Source organism: Serratia sp. 25CWL12, from assembly GCF_055790885.1.
Genome location: NZ_CM147698.1, coordinates 936,770 through 957,215, shown reverse-complemented (window position 1 = coordinate 957,215; position 20,446 = coordinate 936,770). Strand labels below are relative to the sequence as shown.

Below are 20,446 nucleotides of genomic sequence, written 5' to 3'. Positions count from 1 at the left end.
AACCTGCATTTTCAGGTTCAGAAAAGGAAACATCATTCTTTGAAATCGTTGGCATCCAGCTCGTGGCGCGACAACAATTTATAGAACTCAGTACGATTACGGCCTGCCATACGCGCAGCCTGAGTTACATTACCCTTGGTGATTTGCAACAACTTGCGCAAATAGTGTAATTCAAACTGATTTCGCGCTTCGACAAAGGTTGGCAATACCGTGTTTTCCCCCTCCAACGCCTGCTCCACCAGCGCATCACTGATCACCGGAGCCGTTGTCAGAGCCACACACTGTTCGATAACGTTCACCAATTGGCGAACATTGCCAGGCCAGTTGGCGGTCATCAGGCGTTTCATGGCATCAGAGGAAAAACTACGCACAAACGGCTTATGCCGTTGCGCGGACTCACGTAATAAATGGTTTGCCAACAGCGGAATATCTTCTGCCCGTTCATTAAGCGCAGGTATTTTCAGGTTAACCACATTCAGGCGGTAGTAAAGATCTTCACGGAATTCTTTCTTCGCCATCGCCTTGGGTAAATCCCGGTGAGTGGCAGAAATGATACGAACATCAATATCAAGATCGCGGTTACTGCCCAATGGCCGGACTTTACGTTCCTGCAAAACACGCAGCAGCTTGACCTGTAAAGAGAGGGGCATATCACCAATTTCATCAAGGAACAGTGTGCCACCCGCAGCAGCCTGAAACAGCCCCTCACGGTTGCTTACCGCGCCGGTAAATGCCCCTTTGGCATGCCCAAACAATTCCGACTCCAGCAATTGTTCTGGTAATGCACCACAGTTGATCGCAATAAACTCTTTTTTACCCCGTGGACTGGCGCGGTGGATCGCTTGCGCCAATACTTCTTTACCAGTACCACTCTGGCCGTTGATCAAGACACTGACATCTGACTGAGCAACCATCTTCGCCTGTTCAATCAACCTCAGCATCAGTGGACTGCGGGTGACAATCTCCTCTCGCCAACTGTCATCCCCTGCGGGGGCAGCCAAGGACAACGCTTCATCAATGGCTTTGTACAGTGCCTCACGATCAACTGGCTTGGTTAGAAAACTGAAAACACCTTGTTGAGTGGCGGCCACTGCGTCAGGAATCGAACCATGTGCGGTCAGAATAATCACTGGCATCCCTGGCTGATATTTTTGGATTTCAGTAAACAGCGCCATGCCGTCCATCTCATCCATACGCAAATCACTGATAACCAAGTCAATACTTTGACGTGTCAGCAAGCGTAACGCTTCCTGGCCACTTTCTGCCGTCGTGACCTGAAACCCCTCGCTAGTCAGGCGCATCCCCAATAGTTTAAGCAGGCTGGGATCATCATCAACCAACAACAGATTAGCCGGTTTACGAATGGTCATTGCGCAGTTTCCCTCTTATACACCGGGGCTGGGCTATAAATATCTTCCGTCTCTACCGGTTGGGCTGGGATAGCCGTACCCATTGCTGGTGCCGGCTCAGGCTCAGTTGCTTTTGCTGGTGCATTCGATGCCGCTGGCTTGGGTTCCGCTGGCTTGCTTGAGGGCGCGGTCACTTTAGCGGGTGCAGTGGCGGCAGCTGGCTTGGCTGAGGGTTCGGCCACTTTAGCCGGTGCGGTATGCTCAGGTTGCGCGGCATTCTTTGTTTCAGTTGAATGATCAGGTTCCACGGCTTTAGCCGGTGTTGCGTGATTATCTACTTCGACTTTAGATTGTGTGGTCGTGTTTTCCGGTATTTCGCCCTGCAATTGCTTACGCGATGAGAGTTGACGCTCGATATCAGTCAAGTTCTCTAACTTACGCGCAGTAACCTGCAACTGGTTCTGTAAACGAAGCTGGTTCTGATGTAATGACTCAATCTGGCTATCGGTACTCTGTTGCAATTGCTGGTAGCGTGTTCGTTCATCGACCAACGAAACTTGTAAAACCTGTTGTTTCCGCCATAGCTGCAATAATGGACGCACTGAATCAGGAAACTCGAGATGATAGCTATCCAGACGAGCAATGATTTGGCGGCGTTCAGCGGCTGTTGGCTCTGCGCTGGCCAACAACATACCTTGCTTGACAGCATTAGACCAGTTGCTGGCTGGCAAGGTTTTGGCCAACGAGCGCGCCTGGGGAGAACCGAGACGATCAGCACAATCCAACGCCCGTAACCAGTAAAGTGAATTCGCTAAAAACTCTTTTTCATCAAGTTGCAACAAGCTATCACAGGATGCAGTACGGAAATCTACCACTTTGGGATGCGTAATTGTCTCATATTGCTGTTGCACCTCCGTATTACTGGCAGAATGCGGGGTACACCCTATCAAAAGAACAGGGGCTATCAAAATAACAGGGGTCAAAAAGAGCGAGCCCAAAAAAGAAAAGGAGTTTTTACCAAGGGATAAGCAGCGGGATACACGCGATAAACCTTCAGTATGCGTAAGATGAGCGCAGTTAGACCCTGTGTACATTATTTATTCACTCTCTGCGATTAGTGGCAATTCAATTCGGAAACAAACATCGGCGTCAGATAGGTTAACCAGTTTCAGTTCACCACGCATACGGCGAATACAGTCCTGCGCAATACTCAGCCCCAGCCCACTTCCTTTGACCGCCCCTTTTCGCTGGTGACTCCCTTGGAAAAAAGGCTCAAAAATCATGGTTTGCTCAGCTTCCGGAATGGGTGTACCCGTATTAGCGACATCAATTTGTACTCGTTGGTCCACCTGACGGCTACGGATCCAAATGTTACCGGATTCCTTGCCGTAGTGCACCGCATTGGAATAAAGATTATCCAGAACGCGCATTAATAGTGTAGGTTCAGCCCAACAATATTTCGCCTCAAGTCTCACTTCAGTACGGATCATCTTGGCTCGAGCAGGTAAACTATGGGCAGCGACCACCATATCCACCAGTTCCTCCAACTCGACATTCTCATGTTCTGACGGCCCATCAGCCAGCTTACGGTTGTAATCCAGCAGTTGTTCGATCAGTTGTTGCAGATGTCGGCTGCTCTGATCGAGGATCGCCACCACCTCTTTTTGGTCGGTGGTCAGTGCCCCCACTACTTCATCGGCCAGCAACTCAGTCCCTTCACGCATGCTGGCCAAGGGGGTTTTCAACTCATGGGAGATATGGCGTAAAAACTCATGGCGCTGTGACTCCAACCACGCCAAACGTTCACTTAGCCAGATAATGCGTTGTGCCAGCGAGCGCAACTCACGAGGCCCTTTAAAAGAGGCCATCATGCCAATAGGCCGCCCTTCCCCCAGACGGTTAATCATCCGCTCTACCGCCTTTACCGGCCCGATGATCATGCGGGTAAACAGCACCACCAACAGTACACTCACCAGAAACAATAACAGTGCCTGCCAACCAAAATATTGACCGCGCTCAGCTATCGCTTGTTGTAACTGTTGACCGCGGGAAAAGATAACACTGCGGGTCGCTTGGACCATTTCTGCATTAGAACGTGAAAATGACTCCAGCAGCAGCGAGGCATCCTTATCGGGGCCACTGCCCTGGCATTTGATGGTAGCGAGTTGTGTCAGCAAGTCACGTAAGGTCTGGTAGTAACGTTCATCCGGCAAAATAGGCGCGTGGGCATCCAGTAGCTGTGAATACTGTTTACGCTGGTTTTGGTATAAGCGTTCCAGAGTGGGGTCCACCAGCACACAATACTGCCGATAACTGCGCTCCATTTCTAACGCCATGCTGGTCATCGCTTCACTGCGCCGAGCATCAGTCAGCGTGGTACGGTTAATATCCGCCGCCTGGGCACTCAGGTTATTCAGGCTCTGATAAGCCTGATAAGCCAGGATCAGCAGCGGCAGCAGCACCAATAGAAATGCCATCACCACCAATTGACGCAGCGAGCGTGGGAATAGACGCCATCTTTTCAAGGAAATCATTTCGTTATCTATACCAGGTTCATTCTAACTGTAGGATAACACAACCCGTGTCTATTGGGTTTCAGCCCTGCGGTGCTTCCACAAAGATTGTCATATTGTCGCCACCAAGTAGCAAATGAATTGGCACTAACTGAATTGGCACTAACTGAATTGGCACTAACTGAATTGGCACTAACCAAGGAATTAACGAAGAGAGGTATTGGTCTTGAACGCTGGGGCAATGCTGCCCCAGAGCAAGAAAGCGCGGATGCTGACTTCGCGTCCCCAGGTGATGTAGTACGTATAATATAATACAGAACTGGCATCGAATCAGGACGAAAACATCCATAAGTATCCGGGATTGATGAACACTTCATCACAGTTGGATACAAGGCGGTGCCTCACTCAACGTGTCGCCCGATGCTTGATAAAGCCACTTGCGCAGCAATTATCGGTTTGGTTGGACGATAGGCACCATTACTTTGGCATCATTCGGCGGCTTATGAGGCGCTGTTCCGCTAATACGGGGCCGGTCATAAAAAATTGAATGAGCAACTGGGCATTATAATGCACGACTTGTGCCAAGTTTGAATGATCATTTTTAATTGACTGATTATAATGAATAAATTATTTAATCTGGGTTTGTAAGAGAGTGCCCCACCCACAAAAGATGAGTAAGTTTTCTTCTTACCGTCGCTAAATCCCGACAGCTTAATACCAGTAAAATAACCATCATTAAAATCAATATGTTACATGTCGCTTTTTAGAGACAGTCAATATAGCGGTTGTCTCTAAAAACCGACAGCTGCCCGCTAAAAATAAAAGGGCACCATCAAATGTGCCCTTAGACCAACAAAATCAACCCGTTATTAGCACCAGTAGGCCATCGGCAACCTAGCCCAACTGTTTACGGGCATTGCGGAACATCCGCATCCAGGGGCTATCTTCCCCCCACTCATCTGGGTGCCAGGAGTGACTGACCGTACGGAACACCCGCTCAGGATGCGGCATCATCACCGTGGCCCGGCCACTGCTGCTCGTCACGGCAGTGATGCCATTCGGTGAACCGTTCGGATTAGCCGGATAAGCTTCGGTGACCTGGCCATAGTTATCGACAAAACGTAATGCCACCAAACCATGCTGCTCCAGTGCCGCCAAATGCTCCGCATCTCGCACCTCAACATGCCCCTCGCCATGAGAAACAGCAATTGGCATGCGCGAACCCGCCATCCCCTGCATAAACAGTGATGGGCTGTCTGCCACTTCCACCAAGCTGAAACGAGCTTCAAAACGATCTGACAAATTGCGCACAAAACGCGGCCAATGTTCCGCACCCGGGATTAATTCTCGCAGGTTGGACATCATCTGACAGCCGTTGCAGACACCCAGTGCCAAAGTCTGAGGACGATGGAAAAACTCGGCAAACTCATCGCGCACACGGTCATTAAACAGAATTGATTTAGCCCAGCCCTCTCCTGCTCCCAACACATCGCCATAGGAGAAGCCGCCACAAGCCACCAATGCCTGGAATGTTTGTAAATCACGACGGCCTGACAGCAAATCACTCATGTGCACATCAACGGCATCGAAACCGGCACGGTGGAAGGCTGCCGCCATCTCGACATGGGAGTTAACCCCCTGTTCACGCAATACCGCCACTTTCGGGCGCAGGCCCTTGGCGATATAAGGTGCAGCGATATCTTCATCAGGTGTGAATGTCAGTTTGACGTTGAGGCCCGGATCGCCATCATCTTGCTTAGCCTGATGTTCCTGGTCAGCACAGTGCGGATTATCTCGCAAACGTTGCATCTGCCATGTGGTTTCCGCCCACCAGGTACGCAGGGTACTGCGTTTTTCGCTATATACCGGTTTGCCCGCATGGGTAATGACAAAATCGTCACCACTCAATACCTGACCGAGGTAATGCACATTATCGACCAGACCGTGCTGGGCAAACACCTGTTGCACTGCTGCCAACTGTGTGGCGGGTACCTGGAGCACCGCCCCCAGTTCTTCATTGAACAGTGCAGCCAGCGTATCCTCACCTAATGGCTGTATATCCACATTCACACTGCAATGGCCTGCAAACGCCATTTCTGCCAACGTGACCAACAGGCCGCCATCAGAACGGTCGTGATAAGCCAGCAGCGCACGCTCCGCCACCAACTGCTGCATCGCGTTGAAGAAGCCGGCCAATTGCTTGGCATCACGAACATCCGCAGGTTTATCACCCAACTGGCGATAAACCTGAGCCAGAGCGGTTGCCCCCAGCCCATTGTGACCATTGCCCAGGTCAACCAGCAATAAAGCGCTATCGCCTTTATCGGTACGCAGTTGAGGTGTCACGGTATGGCGCACATCTTCAACGCGGGCAAATGCGGTGATCACCAACGACAGCGGTGATGTCATTTCACGCTGTTCGTTATCCTGCTGCCAGCGGGTTTTCATCGACATAGAGTCTTTCCCCACCGGGATAGTGATCCCCAACGCCGGGCACAGCTCTTCGCCTACTGCTTTTACCGCATCATAAAGACCGGCATCTTCCCCTGGGTGACCCGCCGCAGCCATCCAGTTAGCAGAAAGTTTCACTCGCTTGAGTGAGCCAATCTCAGTCGCCGCCAGATTGGTCAGTGCCTCCCCAACAGCCAAACGGCCGGAAGCAGCAAAATCCAATAGCGCCACAGGTGCACGCTCACCAATGGACATCGCCTCACCGTAATAACTGTCCAGACTGGCGCTAGTGACTGCACAATCAGCCACTGGGATTTGCCATGGCCCCACCATTTGGTCCCGGGCGACCATTCCGGTCACGCTACGGTCACCAATGGTGATTAAGAAGGTTTTCTCTGCCACTGCGGGCAAATGCAGCACGCGCTTTACCGCATCAGCCAGGGTGATCCCAGCACGCTGCAATGTTTCACCCGTTGCCTGCAAACGTGTCACATCACGGGTCATTTTAGGTGTTTTACCCAGCAACACGTCCAGCGGCATATCGATCGGCTGATTGTTGAAGTGGCTGTCATGGAGTGTTAAATGACGTTCTTCGGTGGCTTCGCCAATGACGGCATAAGGTGCGCGCTCACGGCGGCAAATTTGGTCAAACTGTGCCATCTGCGCTGGCGCGATGGCCAATACATAACGCTCTTGGGATTCGTTACACCACACTTCCAGTGGGCTCATACCCGGTTCGTCATTGAGAATATCGCGCAGCTCAAAACGCCCACCCCGGCCACCATCGCTGACCAGTTCCGGCATCGCATTTGACAGACCACCCGCCCCGACATCATGAATAAACAGGATAGGGTTACTGGCTCCCAACTGCCAGCAGCGGTCAATCACTTCCTGGCAACGGCGTTCCATTTCCGGGTTATCACGCTGTACTGAGGCAAAATCCAGGTCGGCATCCGATTGCCCCGACGCCATCGAGGAAGCGGCACCACCACCCAAACCGATATTCATTGCCGGGCCACCCAGTACCACCAGCTTGGCACCTACGCTGATCTCGCCTTTTTGCACGTGGTCAGCACGGATATTACCCAAACCGCCAGCCAGCATAATCGGCTTGTGGTAACCACGGAGTTCAACACCATTATGGCTGTTAACACGCTCTTCATAAGTACGGAAGTAACCCACCAATGCCGGGCGGCCAAATTCATTATTAAATGCCGCCCCGCCCAATGGGCCTTCGGTCATAATATCCAGTGCCGTAACGATCCGCTCTGGCTTACCAAAATCCTGCTCCCAGGGTTGTTCAAACCCAGGGATACGCAAGTTGGATACAGAAAAACCCACTAAACCTGCTTTCGGTTTTGCTCCGCGCCCTGTGGCACCTTCGTCACGGATCTCACCGCCAGAACCGGTAGCTGCTCCCGGCCAAGGGGAAATGGCGGTTGGGTGGTTATGGGTCTCAACTTTCATCAAGATATGCGCGGCTTCCTGATGATAGTCATACTGATCACTGCCCGCTGCCGCAAAGAAACGCCCTACCTGTGACCCTTCCATGACCGCCGCATTGTCTTTATAAGCCGACAAAACATAATCCGGCGTCTGCTCGAAGGTATTTTTGATCATTTTGAACAAGGACTTCGGCTGCGGTTTGCCATCAATCACCCAGTCGGCATTAAAAATTTTATGACGACAATGTTCAGAGTTGGCCTGGGCAAACATGTACAACTCAATATCGCTAGGATTACGTCCCAACTGAGTAAAGGCATTCAGCAAATAATCAATTTCATCCGGTGCCAATGCCAAACCCAGTTTGATATTGGCCTGGTCCAACGCACTACGGCCTTGCCCTAATAGGTCAATCACCTGATAGGGAGCCGGTTGGTGGTGAGAGAACAGTTTTTCTGCCTGCTGGAGTTCAGTGAATACCGTTTCCATCATGCGGTCATGCAGCAAGCTAGCGAGTATCTGCTTCTGAGTCTCATTCAGTGCTGGGGCTATGACATAAAATGCCAAGCCACGCTCCAGACGAACCACCTGTGTCAAACCACAGTTATGGGCAATGTCAGTGGCTTTAGATGACCATGGAGAAATCGTACCCGGACGCGGCGTCACCAGTAGCAGTTGCCCCTCAGGGGCGTGTTCTGCAAGTGAAGGACCATACTTGAGCAACCGCTGCAGTTTGGCGTGGTCCTCAGCACTTAATGGCGCACTCACATCAGCAAAGTGGACATATTCGGCATAGATATCACTGATCGGAAGTTGAGCTTCCTGGCAGCGTGACAGCAATTTGGTAACACGAAAAGCCGACAAAGCGGGCGAACCACGCAGTATTTCCATAATCAAAGTTCTCTCGTCTTCGAAGCAACTGGATCCAGCACTTCATTGGGCGCAACAGGGGAAAACGCGCGTCATTATAGAGAATCCACGCCGACAACGAAACCGTTTGCGTAGCTATTATTGACAAAAGATATACTCACCATTGAATTGTCATAATCCGTCAATAAAGTTGCACACTGGCCTTTTCTTACGCAAAATGCTCCGGTACTGGTCATTTAACCATGATAATTGCAGCGTCACACAATCAATGGCAAGCAGACGCTTAAATGAGATAATTGTTTGAAAATACTAAAAATAAACTACATTTCAATCAGTATTGTCGCCCTATTGCTGGCCTTGGCTCTATGGCCAAATATTCGCTGGCCTGGGGAGTTCGGTAGCCAACTTGACGCCATCAAGTCACGCGGTGAACTGCGGGTCAGTACCTTAAATTCACCATTGAGCTATGTCACCACGCCAGAAGGGCCGAAAGGCCTTGATTATGAGTTGGCAAAAAGTTTTGCCAACTATCTCGGGGTAAAACTGGTGATGATCCCGCATAAAAATATCAACGAATTGTTTGAGGACCTGCATAGCGGTCGTGCTGACCTGTTGGCCGCTGGTCTGATCTATCATCCTGACCGCCTCAGCCGCACCAGCGCTGGTCCCGCTTATTATTCCGTTTCACAACAAGTGGTTTACCGGTTGGGCGCACCACGGCCCAAAATGTTTGCGGATATGACCGGCAAGCTGGTGGTTGCTTCTGGTTCAGCCCATGACAGCACACTAAAGCAACTCAGGCAGAAGCAATATCCTAATCTCAGTTGGGAAACCTCTGGCAACCTCTCGGCTAAAGAACTGCTGGAACAGGTGGCTGAGGGGAAGTTGGATTACACCATCAGTGACTCGGTGACCGTTGCGCTGCTGCAACGTATCCACCCGCAACTGGCGGTAGCCTTTGATGTGACGGAAGAAAAACCAGTAACCTGGTACTTGAAGCGCAGCGGTGACCAAAGCTTGTATGCCGCGCTGCTGGATTTCTCTAGCCAACGAATAGAAGACGGCACCTTAGCTCGCCTGGCAGAAAAATATCTCGGTCATGTGGGTAGCTTCGACTATGTCGATACCCGAACTTTCCTCTCGGCTATCGATTCAGTATTACCGACCTTCCAGTCATTGTTTGAAAAACATGCCAATGACATTGATTGGAAGTTGCTGGCTGCTGTCGCCTATCAAGAATCTCATTGGGACCCACTGGCGACCTCTCGCACCGGTGTACGTGGGCTGATGATGCTAACCAGAGCAACCGCCGAAGGATTAGGCGTCAACGACAGGCTCGACCCGGAAGAGAGCATTCAAGGTGGGGCGCTTTATCTACAAAACCTGATGGCAAAAGTACCAGAGACGGTACCGGAAGATGAGCGTATCTGGTTCGCGTTGGCCGCCTACAATATGGGCTGGGGCCATATGCTGGATGCGCGCAAACTGACAAAAAGCCAGCGAGGTAACCCCGATAGCTGGGTTGATGTGAAACAGCGCCTGCCCATGTTGAGCCAAAAGCGCTACTACCCGTCACTCACCTACGGTTATGCCCGGGGCTATGAAGCCTATAGCTATGTGGAGAATATTCGCCGCTATCAAGTCAGCCTGGTAGGTTATCTGCAGGAAAAAGAAAAAAAGATAGCACAGCGGAGCGAATTGACCCGCGGATACCCCGCGGTAGAGACCCGGCTAGCGATCAAGCACTAACTATCCCCCCCTTTAGCCGCTTGCTGTGCCAGTTTCAGGGCTTTTTTCTGCTCACGACGCAAACGAAAGAAGTTACTGAGCATGGTGGTACACTCTGGTGCCAACACCCCTGGCACGATTTCCACCTGATGGTTCATCCCTGGGTGGCGTAGAATATCCACCAGTGAACCTGCTGCCCCGGTTTTTTCGTCATTTGCGCCATACACCAGGCGGCGGATACGGCTATGCACCATCGCCCCTGCACACATTACACAGGGCTCTAAGGTGATATAGAGTGTGGTATTCAATAATCGATAGTTTTGTAACGTCACGCCCCCTTGCCTTAATGCCATAATCTCAGCATGCGCGGTAGGGTCGTGGCGACCAATCGGCTGATTCCAACCTTCCCCAATCACCTGATTGTCGAGCACCAGCAGCGCCCCCACAGGCACTTCCCCCTCAGCTTGAGCACGCAAGGCCAAGCTTAACGCCTGACGCATCCAATACTCATCACTATATTCAATCATGGCTCACTTATACCCTAGTTCTTTCATCTTACAGGCTGGGCCTGAGTATAATGGCTCGTATTGGCTATTGGAATTTGGAATAGTGAAAAGAGCGCTTTAAACAACTTTTTAATAACATCATTGCCATGGATCATATTTTATTAACTATTGACGAGGTAGTGTAACAAGTCCGTAAAGAATGTTATCAAGGTGTAAGTTATGGCTGCGTCAACGTTTTTTATCCCTTCCGTCAATATGATTGGTTCCGGCAGTTTGGAACAGGCTGTCAAAACAATGAAGGAGAATGGATTACATCGAGTATTGATCGTCACCGATAAGGTCTTGAACAGTATTGGTATTGTCACTCAAGTACAACAACTTCTAGCCGCACAAGAAATTGACAGTTATGTGTATGACGATACTCACCCTAACCCGACAACCGAGAATGTAAGACAAGGCTTAGCGTTGCTGCAGCAACATCACTGCAACAGCGTGATCTCACTCGGTGGTGGCTCACCACATGATTGTGCCAAAGGCATTGCTTTGGTGGCTGCAAACGGCGGGCAAATCAAAGACTATGAAGGTGTAGACCGTTCTAGCAAGCCACAGCTACCGATGGTCGCTATCAACACCACCGCAGGCACTGCCTCAGAAATGACGCGTTTTTGCATTATCACCGACGAAACTCGCCATATTAAAATGGCCATTATCGATAAACATGTCACCCCACTCCTTTCCGTGAACGATCCGCAGCTGATGGTCGGTATGCCTAAAGGATTGACCGCTGCAACCGGTATGGATGCCCTGACTCACGCTGTAGAAGCCTATGTTTCCAGTGCTGCCAATCCAATCACTGATGCTTGTGCGCTGAAAGCGGTCACCATGATTACACAATCGCTACGTGATGCGGTGGCCAATGGGCAAGATATACAGGCGCGCGAAAATATGGCCTACGCACAATTCCTGGCAGGTATGGCATTCAACAACGCGTCATTGGGTTATGTTCATGCGATGGCACACCAACTAGGGGGGTTCTACGATCTCCCTCATGGCGTCTGCAACGCGATATTGCTCCCCCATGTACAGACATTTAATGCGACTGTCGCCGCAGGACGCCTGAAGGATATTGCCGCCGCAATGGGGATAGATGTCACAGGGCAAAGTGATCAACAAGGTGCCGCCTTGTGTATCGCCGCTATTCGCCAGTTGGCGAAAGATGTGAATATTCCAGCAGGATTACGCGAATTAAAAGTCAAAGAAGAAGATTTTGATACTCTTGCGACTAACGCACTGAAGGATGCCTGTGGATTTACCAATCCTATCCAGGCAAGTCACCAACAAATTGTCGCTATTTTTAACGCCGCAATGTGACCGCCTGCATCCCCCTCAACCGCCATGATGAGGGGGATCACCTCGAATCCATTAGCGATGATGCCAACGCTTCAGGTTGTTATTTCAACGGCAACAGTTCACCTTGCTTATTGATTCGCCAACGATGTTGGCAAAAAGAGAGCAGTGGATCATCTTGTTTACTGTCACTATAGCCACTGAACAGTTGAAGTGGTGCCCCTAAACGTTGTTCCAACTGCACCACCTTCTGCCTGCCCAAACAGCGTACCGGTAATACCCAGCCACCGTAACGACGCGCCATCTGGCTACCCACCAGACAAACCTGCGGTAAGAATTCAGCGTCGTGATAAACCTGTGTAACCAACTGTTCTGGTGAGCCCGTAATCAACCAAACCTGGGTATCAGGTGCCTCAAGATAGTGACGCAAGCGCATTTGCACCGCCGGAAAGGCAGTCACTGTATGACGAAAATCAGTGACAAACTGCGACTCAACTTCTTTCAGGCTGGCTTCTGAACGACCAAAAGTCATCGACCAGAGCAATAAACTCATTGGCCATCGTCGTGCCCGCCCCCCCATCAGCAGCCCCAAGGCAACAATGGGTAATAACGGTATCACCAGCAACAGATTCAATGGCATACGTTTCAGCAAAAAACGCAAAAAACTGCCAAACATATCCTCTCGATGTAAAGTGCCATCCAGATCAAAAAAAACGATACGCCGAACTGTATTAGCTGGCTGGCTAGGTTTGCTGCTCAAATGCGACTCCTCAAGGGCGCTAATTTCAATCACTACAGTGAATATATACCCAAGATTGATTCCGACTTTAGACTGTAGTTTAAATGCTGTAGTTTAAATGCTGTAGTTTAAATGCTGCGGAAATATTTATCTGCTATCGGGCCAAGCCTGCTCACCAGCGCTCACATCACTTGGGTTATCTTAATCCACCAAACCAAACCGCTTATTGGTTGAGAGACCGCCACTAGCCAGCGTATAATCGCGCTCCACGAATTATCCGCTACATAATGAGAGAATTGCCATGGCCTTGCTAATTACGCACAAATGTATCAATTGCGATATGTGCGAACCAGAGTGCCCGAATCAGGCAATTTCAATGGGGGATAATATTTACCAGATCGACCCTGACCGCTGTACCGAGTGTGTCGGGCATTACGACACCCCGACCTGTCAGCAAGTCTGCCCAATCGATAACACTATCATTATCGACCCGCTGCACGTTGAAAACCAGGAACAACTGTGGGAAAAGTTTGTGGTACTACATCACTCGGACCAACTGTAAAAGGTAACAAAGCGCCTTAGCGCCATTATTACCCTTCAACATTACCCTTCAACAATGACCGTCGCACAAGCGTAGTGACGCTCGTCCGCCAGTGAAACATGAATCGACTTCACGCCCATTTGCTGCGCCAATTCAGTGGCGCGGCCATGTAGGCGAATACTCGGTTTACCGAGCGGGTCATTAAATACTTCAAACTGCTCAAACGCCAGACCATGACGAATACCGGTGCCAAACGCCTTGGCTGCCGCCTCTTTCACCGCAAAACGCTTAGCCAGAAAACGTACCGGTTGCTGATGCTGTTGGTATAGTTGCCACTCCGCAGGGCTTAATATGCGGCGAGCCAAACGGTCACCGCTACGTTCGACCACCGCTTCGATACGGACTATCTCAACGATGTCGATTCCCAAACCAAGTATCGCCATCAGCGACGAGCTTCACGCATCAGCAGTTTCATCTCTGCCACCGCAGCCGGTAACCCGCTCATCACTGCCTGACCAATGATCGAGTGCCCGATATTCAGTTCATGCATCTCGGGTAGGGCAGCGATTGGCTGTACGTTATGATAGGTCAAGCCATGACCGGCATTCACTTTCAGCCCTTTGCTGGCCGCGTAGGTCGCCGCTTTAGCGATACGCTGTAACTCAGCCTGAACCGCTAACTCCCCTTCTGCTTCCGCATAGTGACCGGTATGAATTTCAATATAAGGTGCGCCTACAGCTACCGCGGCATCAATCTGGCGATGATCGGCATCAATAAACAAGGAAACCAGTATCCCGGCCCGGGATAAACGTTCTATCGCAATGGTCAATTTGTCTTGTTGCCCGGCGACATCTAACCCACCTTCGGTAGTCACCTCTTGGCGTTTTTCCGGCACCAGGCAGCAGAAATGGGGTTTCAATTCAATCGCAATATCAAGCATTTCATCGGTGACCGCCATTTCCAGATTCATGCGCGTTTGAATGGTCTGACGCAAAATACGCACGTCACGATCGGTGATATGACGGCGATCTTCCCGTAGATGAACGGTAATACCATCGGCACCCGCCTGCTCGGCAATAAATGCCGCTTGAACCGGATCAGGATAGTTGGTTCCACGTGCATTACGTAAGGTGGCGATATGATCGATATTAACACCCAGCAGCAAATCAGCCATGACAACCCTCTAAATAATGATGTTTAGTAGCAGCAGTTTACACGTGGGTGCCAAGCGGAAAAAGCAGAAAGCGATAAATATGTCCGTCGCCATTCACACTATAAGTAAAGATATCGTTACTGAATCAGCAGCTATACATCATCAATTGGCATCGTGGTTTTTTTGTGCCCCCACTGACGGAATAGCTCACGACTCTTTAGCGGTTTACTGCCGAGATAGGGTTTTAGAGCGATGCGGGTAAAGCGTTTGGCTGCGCGTAAGGTTTGCGGATCAGGAAATTGACGCTCGGCCAGTGACCGCAGTTCACGGCCGGTAAAACTGTAATGGTCCACCACCAAGCTAGCAATAAACCCTTTCTCTTCCCGATAACGATAGGTCATACGGTCATCAATGGGTTCGCCACTACCAGCACAGTGCAGAAAATCCAATCCGTAGCCAAGATGAGCCAGCAATGCCAATTCAAACTGGCGTAAAGCCTGCTCTGGCGAGCTCTCTTCTGCTGCCAGGGCTTGCAGACACTGTAAATAGTCAAGGAATAGAACTGAATAGTTACCCTCATGCTCCAGCACACGAGACAATAGCTCATTCACATACAAGCCGCTGTAAAGCATCATACCGCTAAGGGGTAAGGCAAGGGAGATAGATTCGGCGTTGCGTAGCGTCTTGACTTCGCCACGCCCACTCCAGCGTACCAGTAAGGGAGTAAAGGGCTGCAAGCAACCCTTTAAATGAGAACGGCGACTGCGCGCACCTTTTGCCAGTAAGCGCACCCGCCCATGGTCTTGCGTAAACAAGTCCAGCATCAGGCTGGTTTCACTGTACGGCCGCCCATGCAAGACGAAAGCGCGCTCCCAGCCTTCCATTGAGGATTACTTCAGATCGTCGACATAACCCAGGCTACGCAGCGCACGTTCGTCGTCCGCCCAGCCGGATTTTACTTTAACCCACAGTTCCAGATGCACTTTGGCTTCAAACATCTGTTCCATATCTTGGCGAGCTTCAATGCCAATAGTTTTGATCTTGGCACCTTTATTACCGATGACCATCTTCTTCTGGCCTTCACGTTCAACCAGGATCAGGCCATGAATATTGAAGCCACCACGCTCATTGGCAACAAACTGTTCAATTTCTACCGTGACTGAATAGGGCAGCTCTTCACCCAGAAAACGCATCAGCTTTTCACGGATAATTTCAGAAGCCATAAAACGTTGTGAACGATCAGTAATATAGTCTTCCGGGAAATGGTGTTCCGCTTCTGGCAATATTTTACGCACAATAGCGGCGATAGCATCCAGATTGGTTCCTTTTTCCGCAGAGATCGGCACCACGTCGAGGAAATTCATCTGTTGGCTGATAAATGAAATATGTGGCAACAATATGGATTTGTCATTGACGTTATCCACTTTGTTAATCGCCAATAGCACCGGGCATTTGAGGCTGCGCAATTTATTGAGCACCATCTCGTCATCTGGCGTCCAGTGCGTGCCTTCTACCACAAAGATCACCAACTCCACATCACCAATCGAACTACTGGCCGCGCGGTTCATCAAACGGTTAATGGCGCGTTTTTCTTCAATATGCAACCCGGGTGTATCCACATAGATAGCCTGATATGGCCCTTCAGTATGGATGCCCATAATGCGGTGACGTGTTGTCTGTGGTTTCCGTGAGGTAATAGAAACTTTTTGCCCCAACAGTTGATTAAGCAGTGTGGACTTACCTACGTTAGGACGCCCGACAATGGCAATAAAACCACAGTATTGTTTTTCTTCGCTCATTCAAGCTCCAGCTTTTTCAGCGCTTGTTCCGCTGCGGCCTGTTCGGCTTTGCGGCGACTTGAGCCATTGCCCACCATCGGCTCGCTCAAACCACTCACCTGACAGTGGATGGTAAATTCCTGATCGTGCGCTTCACCGCGAACCTGCACCACCAAATAAGAAGGTAACGGCAAATGACGACCCTGTAAAAACTCCTGTAAACGGGTTTTAGGATCTTTTTGCTTATCACCGGGGCTGATCTCTTCCAAGCGGCTACGATACCACTCCAAAATCAGTCGTTCGACAGTTTGAATATTACTATCCAGGAACACACCGCCGATTAACGCTTCCACCGTATCTGCAAGAATCGATTCGCGGCGGAAACCACCACTCTTCAGTTCACCCGGCCCCAGGCGCAAACATTCGCCCAGATCAAATTCGCGGGCCATCTCTGCAAGGGTATTGCCCCGTACCAATGTGGCACGCATACGGCTCATGTCACCCTCATCGACACGAGGGAAACGGTGATAAAGTTCATTGGCGATGACAAAACTGAGAATGGAGTCACCGAGGAACTCAAGCCGTTCATTGTGTTTACTACTGGCGCTACGGTGAGTTAACGCTTGTAGTAAGAGCTCCTGTTGTTGAAAAGTATAGCCCAGCTTTCGCTGCAATCTATTTATTACGATGGGGTTCATGGGTTACCAATAGATCCAGAATACGTCAAAAAACCTACCGCATACGGAACAGTCCTGTTTTGCCAAAAACCAATCCAAAGCTGTTTCGTTTGCCGTGGCCCCCGAAGGGAAGCCAACTGTTTATCAATCGGGAGTTATTCTACAACGAGAGTGAGTATAATGCTGCGATTATATATCTCTGCTGTAGTTTAAATGCGTTTTTAGCGGCTTTTGGCCTTATTCTGTCGCCATTAGCCGATAATTTGAATTAACAGCAGCAAACTGCAGCCAATGCGGCTGCAGTTTCAAGGATGAAGACGGTATTAATGAATACCACCGATCCGGCTCAATCTGACGCCTGTCGGCCACTCACCTTCCTGTTTCTCAAAACTCATCCAGATACCGGTAGCTTTACCCACCAGGTTCCTCTCTGGGACAAAACCCCAATAACGGCTATCAGCGCTGTTATCACGGTTATCACCCATCATAAAGTAATGACCAGCAGGAACGACCCACTCTGCTAATTGTTGACCGGGTTGCCTCTTATAGGCACCTAATTGATCCTGTGCCCCTGGCACGTTTAAAATACGGTGAGTTACCGTGCCCAGCGTTTCGTCACGTTCCCCTAAACGAATACCACCCAGTGGGGCATTTTCATTCAGCGGGATCTGGAAGAAACCACTACTGCTTTCCCCTGTACCACCACGGCTAAACATCTGTACAAATTCACTTGGCCGCATGTCACTATAGGTCACCGCCAATGCCTCATCGCATGGCTGCCCATTGCTACAGGTAGGCCATATTGTCACCTGCTTATTCAGCGGATCATAGGTGACACGATCACCCGGCAAGCCAATAACACGTTTGATATAATCCAGGCGCGTATCTAGTGGGTATTTAAATACGGCTATATCACCACGTTTAGGCTGGCCGGTTTTAATCAAAGTGGTTTGGGTAATCGGGTCTTTAATGCCATAAGCAAACTTTTCCACCAGAATGAAATCACCAATCAACAGTGTTGGCATCATTGAACCTGAAGGGATCTGGAACGGCTCGTAAATAAACGAACGCACCACAAATACCAACAGTAACACCGGGAAAACAGAAGAACCGGTCTCAACCCAACCTGGCTGCTTACCGACTTTCGCCAGCGTTTCTTGATCGATGGTACCTGCAGTTTGTGCATTAACTGCCGCGATCTTCGCCCGACGTGCTGGCGCCCACCTAAAGCGCTCAAAGCACCAAATGATCCCGGTCACCAGCGTTGCAATTGCCAGGATCAGGGCAAACATATTCGCCATGCAAACTCCCTAGTTAGCTGAGCTCTCGCTCTTACTTATCTTTACCAACATGCAGAATAGCCAAAAACGCTTCTTGCGGTAACTCAACATTACCGACCTGCTTCATGCGCTTCTTACCATCTTTCTGCTTTTGTAACAGCTTTTTCTTACGGCTGACGTCGCCGCCATAGCACTTCGCCAGAACGTTTTTACGTAGTTGCTTCACGGTGGAGCGTGCAATGATATGGGTGCCGATCGCAGCCTGGATCGCAATGTCGAATTGCTGGCGTGGGATCAATTCCTTCATTTTCTCCACCAGCTCACGGCCACGATACTGTGAATTATCACGGTGAGTGATGAGTGCCAGGGCATCGACACGTTCGTTGTTGATCAACACATCCACACGCACCATGTCGGACGTTTGGAAACGCTTAAAGTTATAATCAAGCGAGGCATAACCACGGGAAGTCGATTTCAGACGGTCAAAGAAATCAAGCACCACTTCGGCCATCGGGATTTCATAAGTCAACGCCACCTGGTTACCGTGGTAAACCATGTTGGTTTGAATGCCACGCTTTTCAATACAAAGCGTAATCACGTTCCCCAGATATTCCTGCGGCATCAGCATATGACACTCAGCAATCGGCTCACGCAACTCATTGACGTTATTCAGTGGTGGCAGCTTGGCAGGGCTATCGACATAAATAGTCTCCTGACTGGTAGTAACAACCTCATACACCACCGTAGGCGCTGTGGTGATCAGTTCCAGATCGTATTCACGTTCCAGACGCTCCTGAATGATCTCCATATGCAACAGGCCAAGGAAGCCACAACGGAAACCAAAACCAAGTGCAGTAGAACTTTCTGGCTCATAGAACAAGGACGCATCGTTCAGGCTCAGCTTGCCCAACGCATCACGGAAAGCCTCATAGTCGTCGGAACTGATGGGGAACAACCCAGCATACACCTGCGGCTTCACTTTTTTGAAACCTGGCAACATTTTATCTGCTGGCTGACGAGCCAACGTCAAGGTATCCCCTACTGGAGCACCCAAAATATCTTTAATGGCACAGACTAACCAACCCACTTCGCCGCAGTTCAACACCTCGCGGTCAACACGCTTTGGTGTGAAAATACCCAGACGGTCAGCGTTATAGGTTTGGCCGGTGCTCATTACCTTGATTTTGTCACCTTTACGCAAAGTACCGTTCTTCACACGGATCAGGGAAACAACACCAAGGTAGTTATCGAACCATGAATCAATAATCAACGCCTGCAGCGGTGCATCTGCATCACCTTTCGGTGGCGGAATATCACGCACCAGGCGTTCAAGCACATCAGGCACACCCACGCCGGTTTTTGCCGAGCAACGGACAGCATCTGTGGCATCAATGCCGACAATATCTTCAATTTCCTGCGCCGCACGATCAGGATCAGCCGCCGGTAGGTCAATCTTGTTCAACACCGGGACCACTTCCAGGTCCATATCCAACGCCGTATAGCAGTTGGCCAAGGTCTGAGCTTCTACGCCCTGCCCAGCATCCACCACCAACAGAGCGCCTTCACAGGCAGCCAGCGAACGGGAAACCTCATAGGAAAAGTCAACGTGCCCGGGGGTATCAATAAAGTTAAGTTGATAAACCTGACCATCAGCCGCTTTATAATCGAGCGTTACACTCTGAGCTTTGATGGTAATGCCCCGCTCACGCTCCAGATCCATTGAATCCAGCACCTGTGCAGCCATTTCACGTTCAGTCAAACCACCACAGATTTGAATAATACGGTCAGACAGCGTCGACTTACCGTGGTCAATATGGGCAATGATGGAAAAATTTCTTATCTGTTTCATTTAATTCGTTTTTTCTCAGATTAAGCGCTTACGTTTTTAATCGGTAGGTACAGTGATGGACACAAAACCAAAACTACCCACATAGCATGGCCCGCATCTTACACTGTCTATGCGTTTGACGAAAGCAGGCAGGCACCACCTTAGGTAGTGCTTGATATCGATAAATACCACTAACGGTGGTGTAAAGAGCAAACATCACTTAAATACTCAAATGAACCTGGA

16 protein-coding genes are annotated in these 20,446 nt (G+C 50.1%); 3 read left to right on the top strand and 13 right to left on the bottom strand.

Translation table 11 applies throughout. From position 1 onward, the window contains the following. Nucleotides 1-32: 32 nt before the first annotated feature. The 4 genes from glrR to purL form a co-directional block, all read right to left on the bottom strand. Nucleotides 33-1,370, bottom strand: coding sequence for a two-component system response regulator GlrR (glrR, locus tag ACX9GV_RS04155; protein ID WP_473197138.1), 1,338 nt, complete (start codon nucleotides 1,368-1,370; stop codon nucleotides 33-35). Then, the gene (qseG, locus tag ACX9GV_RS04150) at nucleotides 1,367-2,443 is read right to left on the bottom strand and encodes a two-component system QseEF-associated lipoprotein QseG (RefSeq protein ID WP_473197137.1); all 1,077 of its coding nucleotides are present in this window, start codon (nucleotides 2,441-2,443) and stop codon (nucleotides 1,367-1,369) included. Before qseG ends, glrR begins: the two co-directional genes overlap by 4 nt. A gap of 3 nt (nucleotides 2,444-2,446) precedes the next feature. Continuing rightward, the gene (locus ACX9GV_RS04145) at nucleotides 2,447-3,883 is read right to left on the bottom strand and encodes a sensor histidine kinase (protein ID WP_473197136.1); all 1,437 of its coding nucleotides are present in this window, start codon (nucleotides 3,881-3,883) and stop codon (nucleotides 2,447-2,449) included. An 873-nt stretch (nucleotides 3,884-4,756) separates the two neighbouring features. Then, entirely contained in the window at nucleotides 4,757-8,650 is a 3,894-nt protein-coding gene (purL, locus tag ACX9GV_RS04140) for a phosphoribosylformylglycinamidine synthase (RefSeq protein WP_473197975.1), read from the bottom strand. 276 nt (nucleotides 8,651-8,926) lie between these two features. On the opposite strand from purL, the gene mltF reads away from it, so the two are divergent. Then, the gene (mltF, locus tag ACX9GV_RS04135) at nucleotides 8,927-10,375 is read left to right on the top strand and encodes a membrane-bound lytic murein transglycosylase MltF (protein ID WP_473197135.1); all 1,449 of its coding nucleotides are present in this window, start codon (nucleotides 8,927-8,929) and stop codon (nucleotides 10,373-10,375) included. Here the strand turns inward: mltF and tadA are convergent. Next, nucleotides 10,372-10,881, bottom strand: a complete 510-nt coding sequence (tadA, locus tag ACX9GV_RS04130) for a tRNA adenosine(34) deaminase TadA (RefSeq protein ID WP_473197134.1) — start codon at nucleotides 10,879-10,881, stop codon at nucleotides 10,372-10,374. The genes mltF and tadA overlap by 4 nt on opposite strands. Before the next feature lie 198 nt (nucleotides 10,882-11,079). Here tadA and yiaY point away from each other — a divergent pair, with 198 nt between their 5' ends. After that, complete coding sequence (gene yiaY, locus ACX9GV_RS04125) at nucleotides 11,080-12,231, top strand: L-threonine dehydrogenase (RefSeq protein WP_473197133.1); 1,152 nt, start codon at nucleotides 11,080-11,082, stop codon at nucleotides 12,229-12,231. Between the two features lie 79 nt (nucleotides 12,232-12,310). Here yiaY and yfhb read toward each other — a convergent pair whose 3' ends face one another. Continuing rightward, nucleotides 12,311-12,967 carry a phosphatidylglycerophosphatase C gene (gene yfhb, locus ACX9GV_RS04120; protein ID WP_023489137.1) on the bottom strand — a complete coding sequence of 219 codons (657 nt, stop codon included), beginning with the start codon at nucleotides 12,965-12,967 and terminating at the stop codon, nucleotides 12,311-12,313. A 280-nt stretch (nucleotides 12,968-13,247) separates the two neighbouring features. On the opposite strand from yfhb, the gene ACX9GV_RS04115 reads away from it, so the two are divergent. Further along, a complete protein-coding gene (locus tag ACX9GV_RS04115) occupies nucleotides 13,248-13,508 on the top strand; it encodes a YfhL family 4Fe-4S dicluster ferredoxin (protein WP_023489136.1) in 261 nt (86 codons plus the stop codon). A gap of 41 nt (nucleotides 13,509-13,549) precedes the next feature. Here ACX9GV_RS04115 and acpS read toward each other — a convergent pair whose 3' ends face one another. The 7 genes from acpS to lepA all read right to left on the bottom strand — a co-directional run bounded on the left by acpS (nucleotide 13,550) and on the right by lepA (nucleotide 20,224). Next, complete coding sequence (acpS, locus tag ACX9GV_RS04110) at nucleotides 13,550-13,930, bottom strand: holo-ACP synthase (protein WP_473197132.1); 381 nt, start codon at nucleotides 13,928-13,930, stop codon at nucleotides 13,550-13,552. After that, nucleotides 13,930-14,661 (bottom strand): pyridoxine 5'-phosphate synthase, encoded by a 732-nt coding sequence (gene pdxJ, locus ACX9GV_RS04105; protein WP_023489134.1) that lies wholly within the window; start codon nucleotides 14,659-14,661, stop codon nucleotides 13,930-13,932. The genes acpS and pdxJ overlap by 1 nt, the downstream gene beginning before the upstream one ends. A 131-nt stretch (nucleotides 14,662-14,792) precedes the next feature. Further along, nucleotides 14,793-15,524 (bottom strand): DNA repair protein RecO, encoded by a 732-nt coding sequence (recO, locus tag ACX9GV_RS04100; RefSeq protein ID WP_023489133.1) that lies wholly within the window; start codon nucleotides 15,522-15,524, stop codon nucleotides 14,793-14,795. A gap of 6 nt (nucleotides 15,525-15,530) precedes the next feature. Beyond that, on the bottom strand, nucleotides 15,531-16,439 hold the full coding sequence (gene era, locus ACX9GV_RS04095; protein WP_023489132.1) for a GTPase Era: 909 nt from the start codon (nucleotides 16,437-16,439) through the stop codon (nucleotides 15,531-15,533). Next, nucleotides 16,436-17,116, bottom strand: a complete 681-nt coding sequence (gene rnc, locus ACX9GV_RS04090) for a ribonuclease III (protein WP_473197131.1) — start codon at nucleotides 17,114-17,116, stop codon at nucleotides 16,436-16,438. The genes era and rnc overlap by 4 nt, the downstream gene beginning before the upstream one ends. Nucleotides 17,117-17,418: 302 nt before the next feature. Next, nucleotides 17,419-18,396 carry a signal peptidase I gene (lepB, locus tag ACX9GV_RS04085; RefSeq protein WP_473197130.1) on the bottom strand — a complete coding sequence of 326 codons (978 nt, stop codon included), beginning with the start codon at nucleotides 18,394-18,396 and terminating at the stop codon, nucleotides 17,419-17,421. Between the two features lie 31 nt (nucleotides 18,397-18,427). Then, nucleotides 18,428-20,224 (bottom strand): translation elongation factor 4, encoded by a 1,797-nt coding sequence (lepA, locus tag ACX9GV_RS04080; RefSeq protein ID WP_023489129.1) that lies wholly within the window; start codon nucleotides 20,222-20,224, stop codon nucleotides 18,428-18,430. Nucleotides 20,225-20,446: the final 222 nt, after the last annotated feature.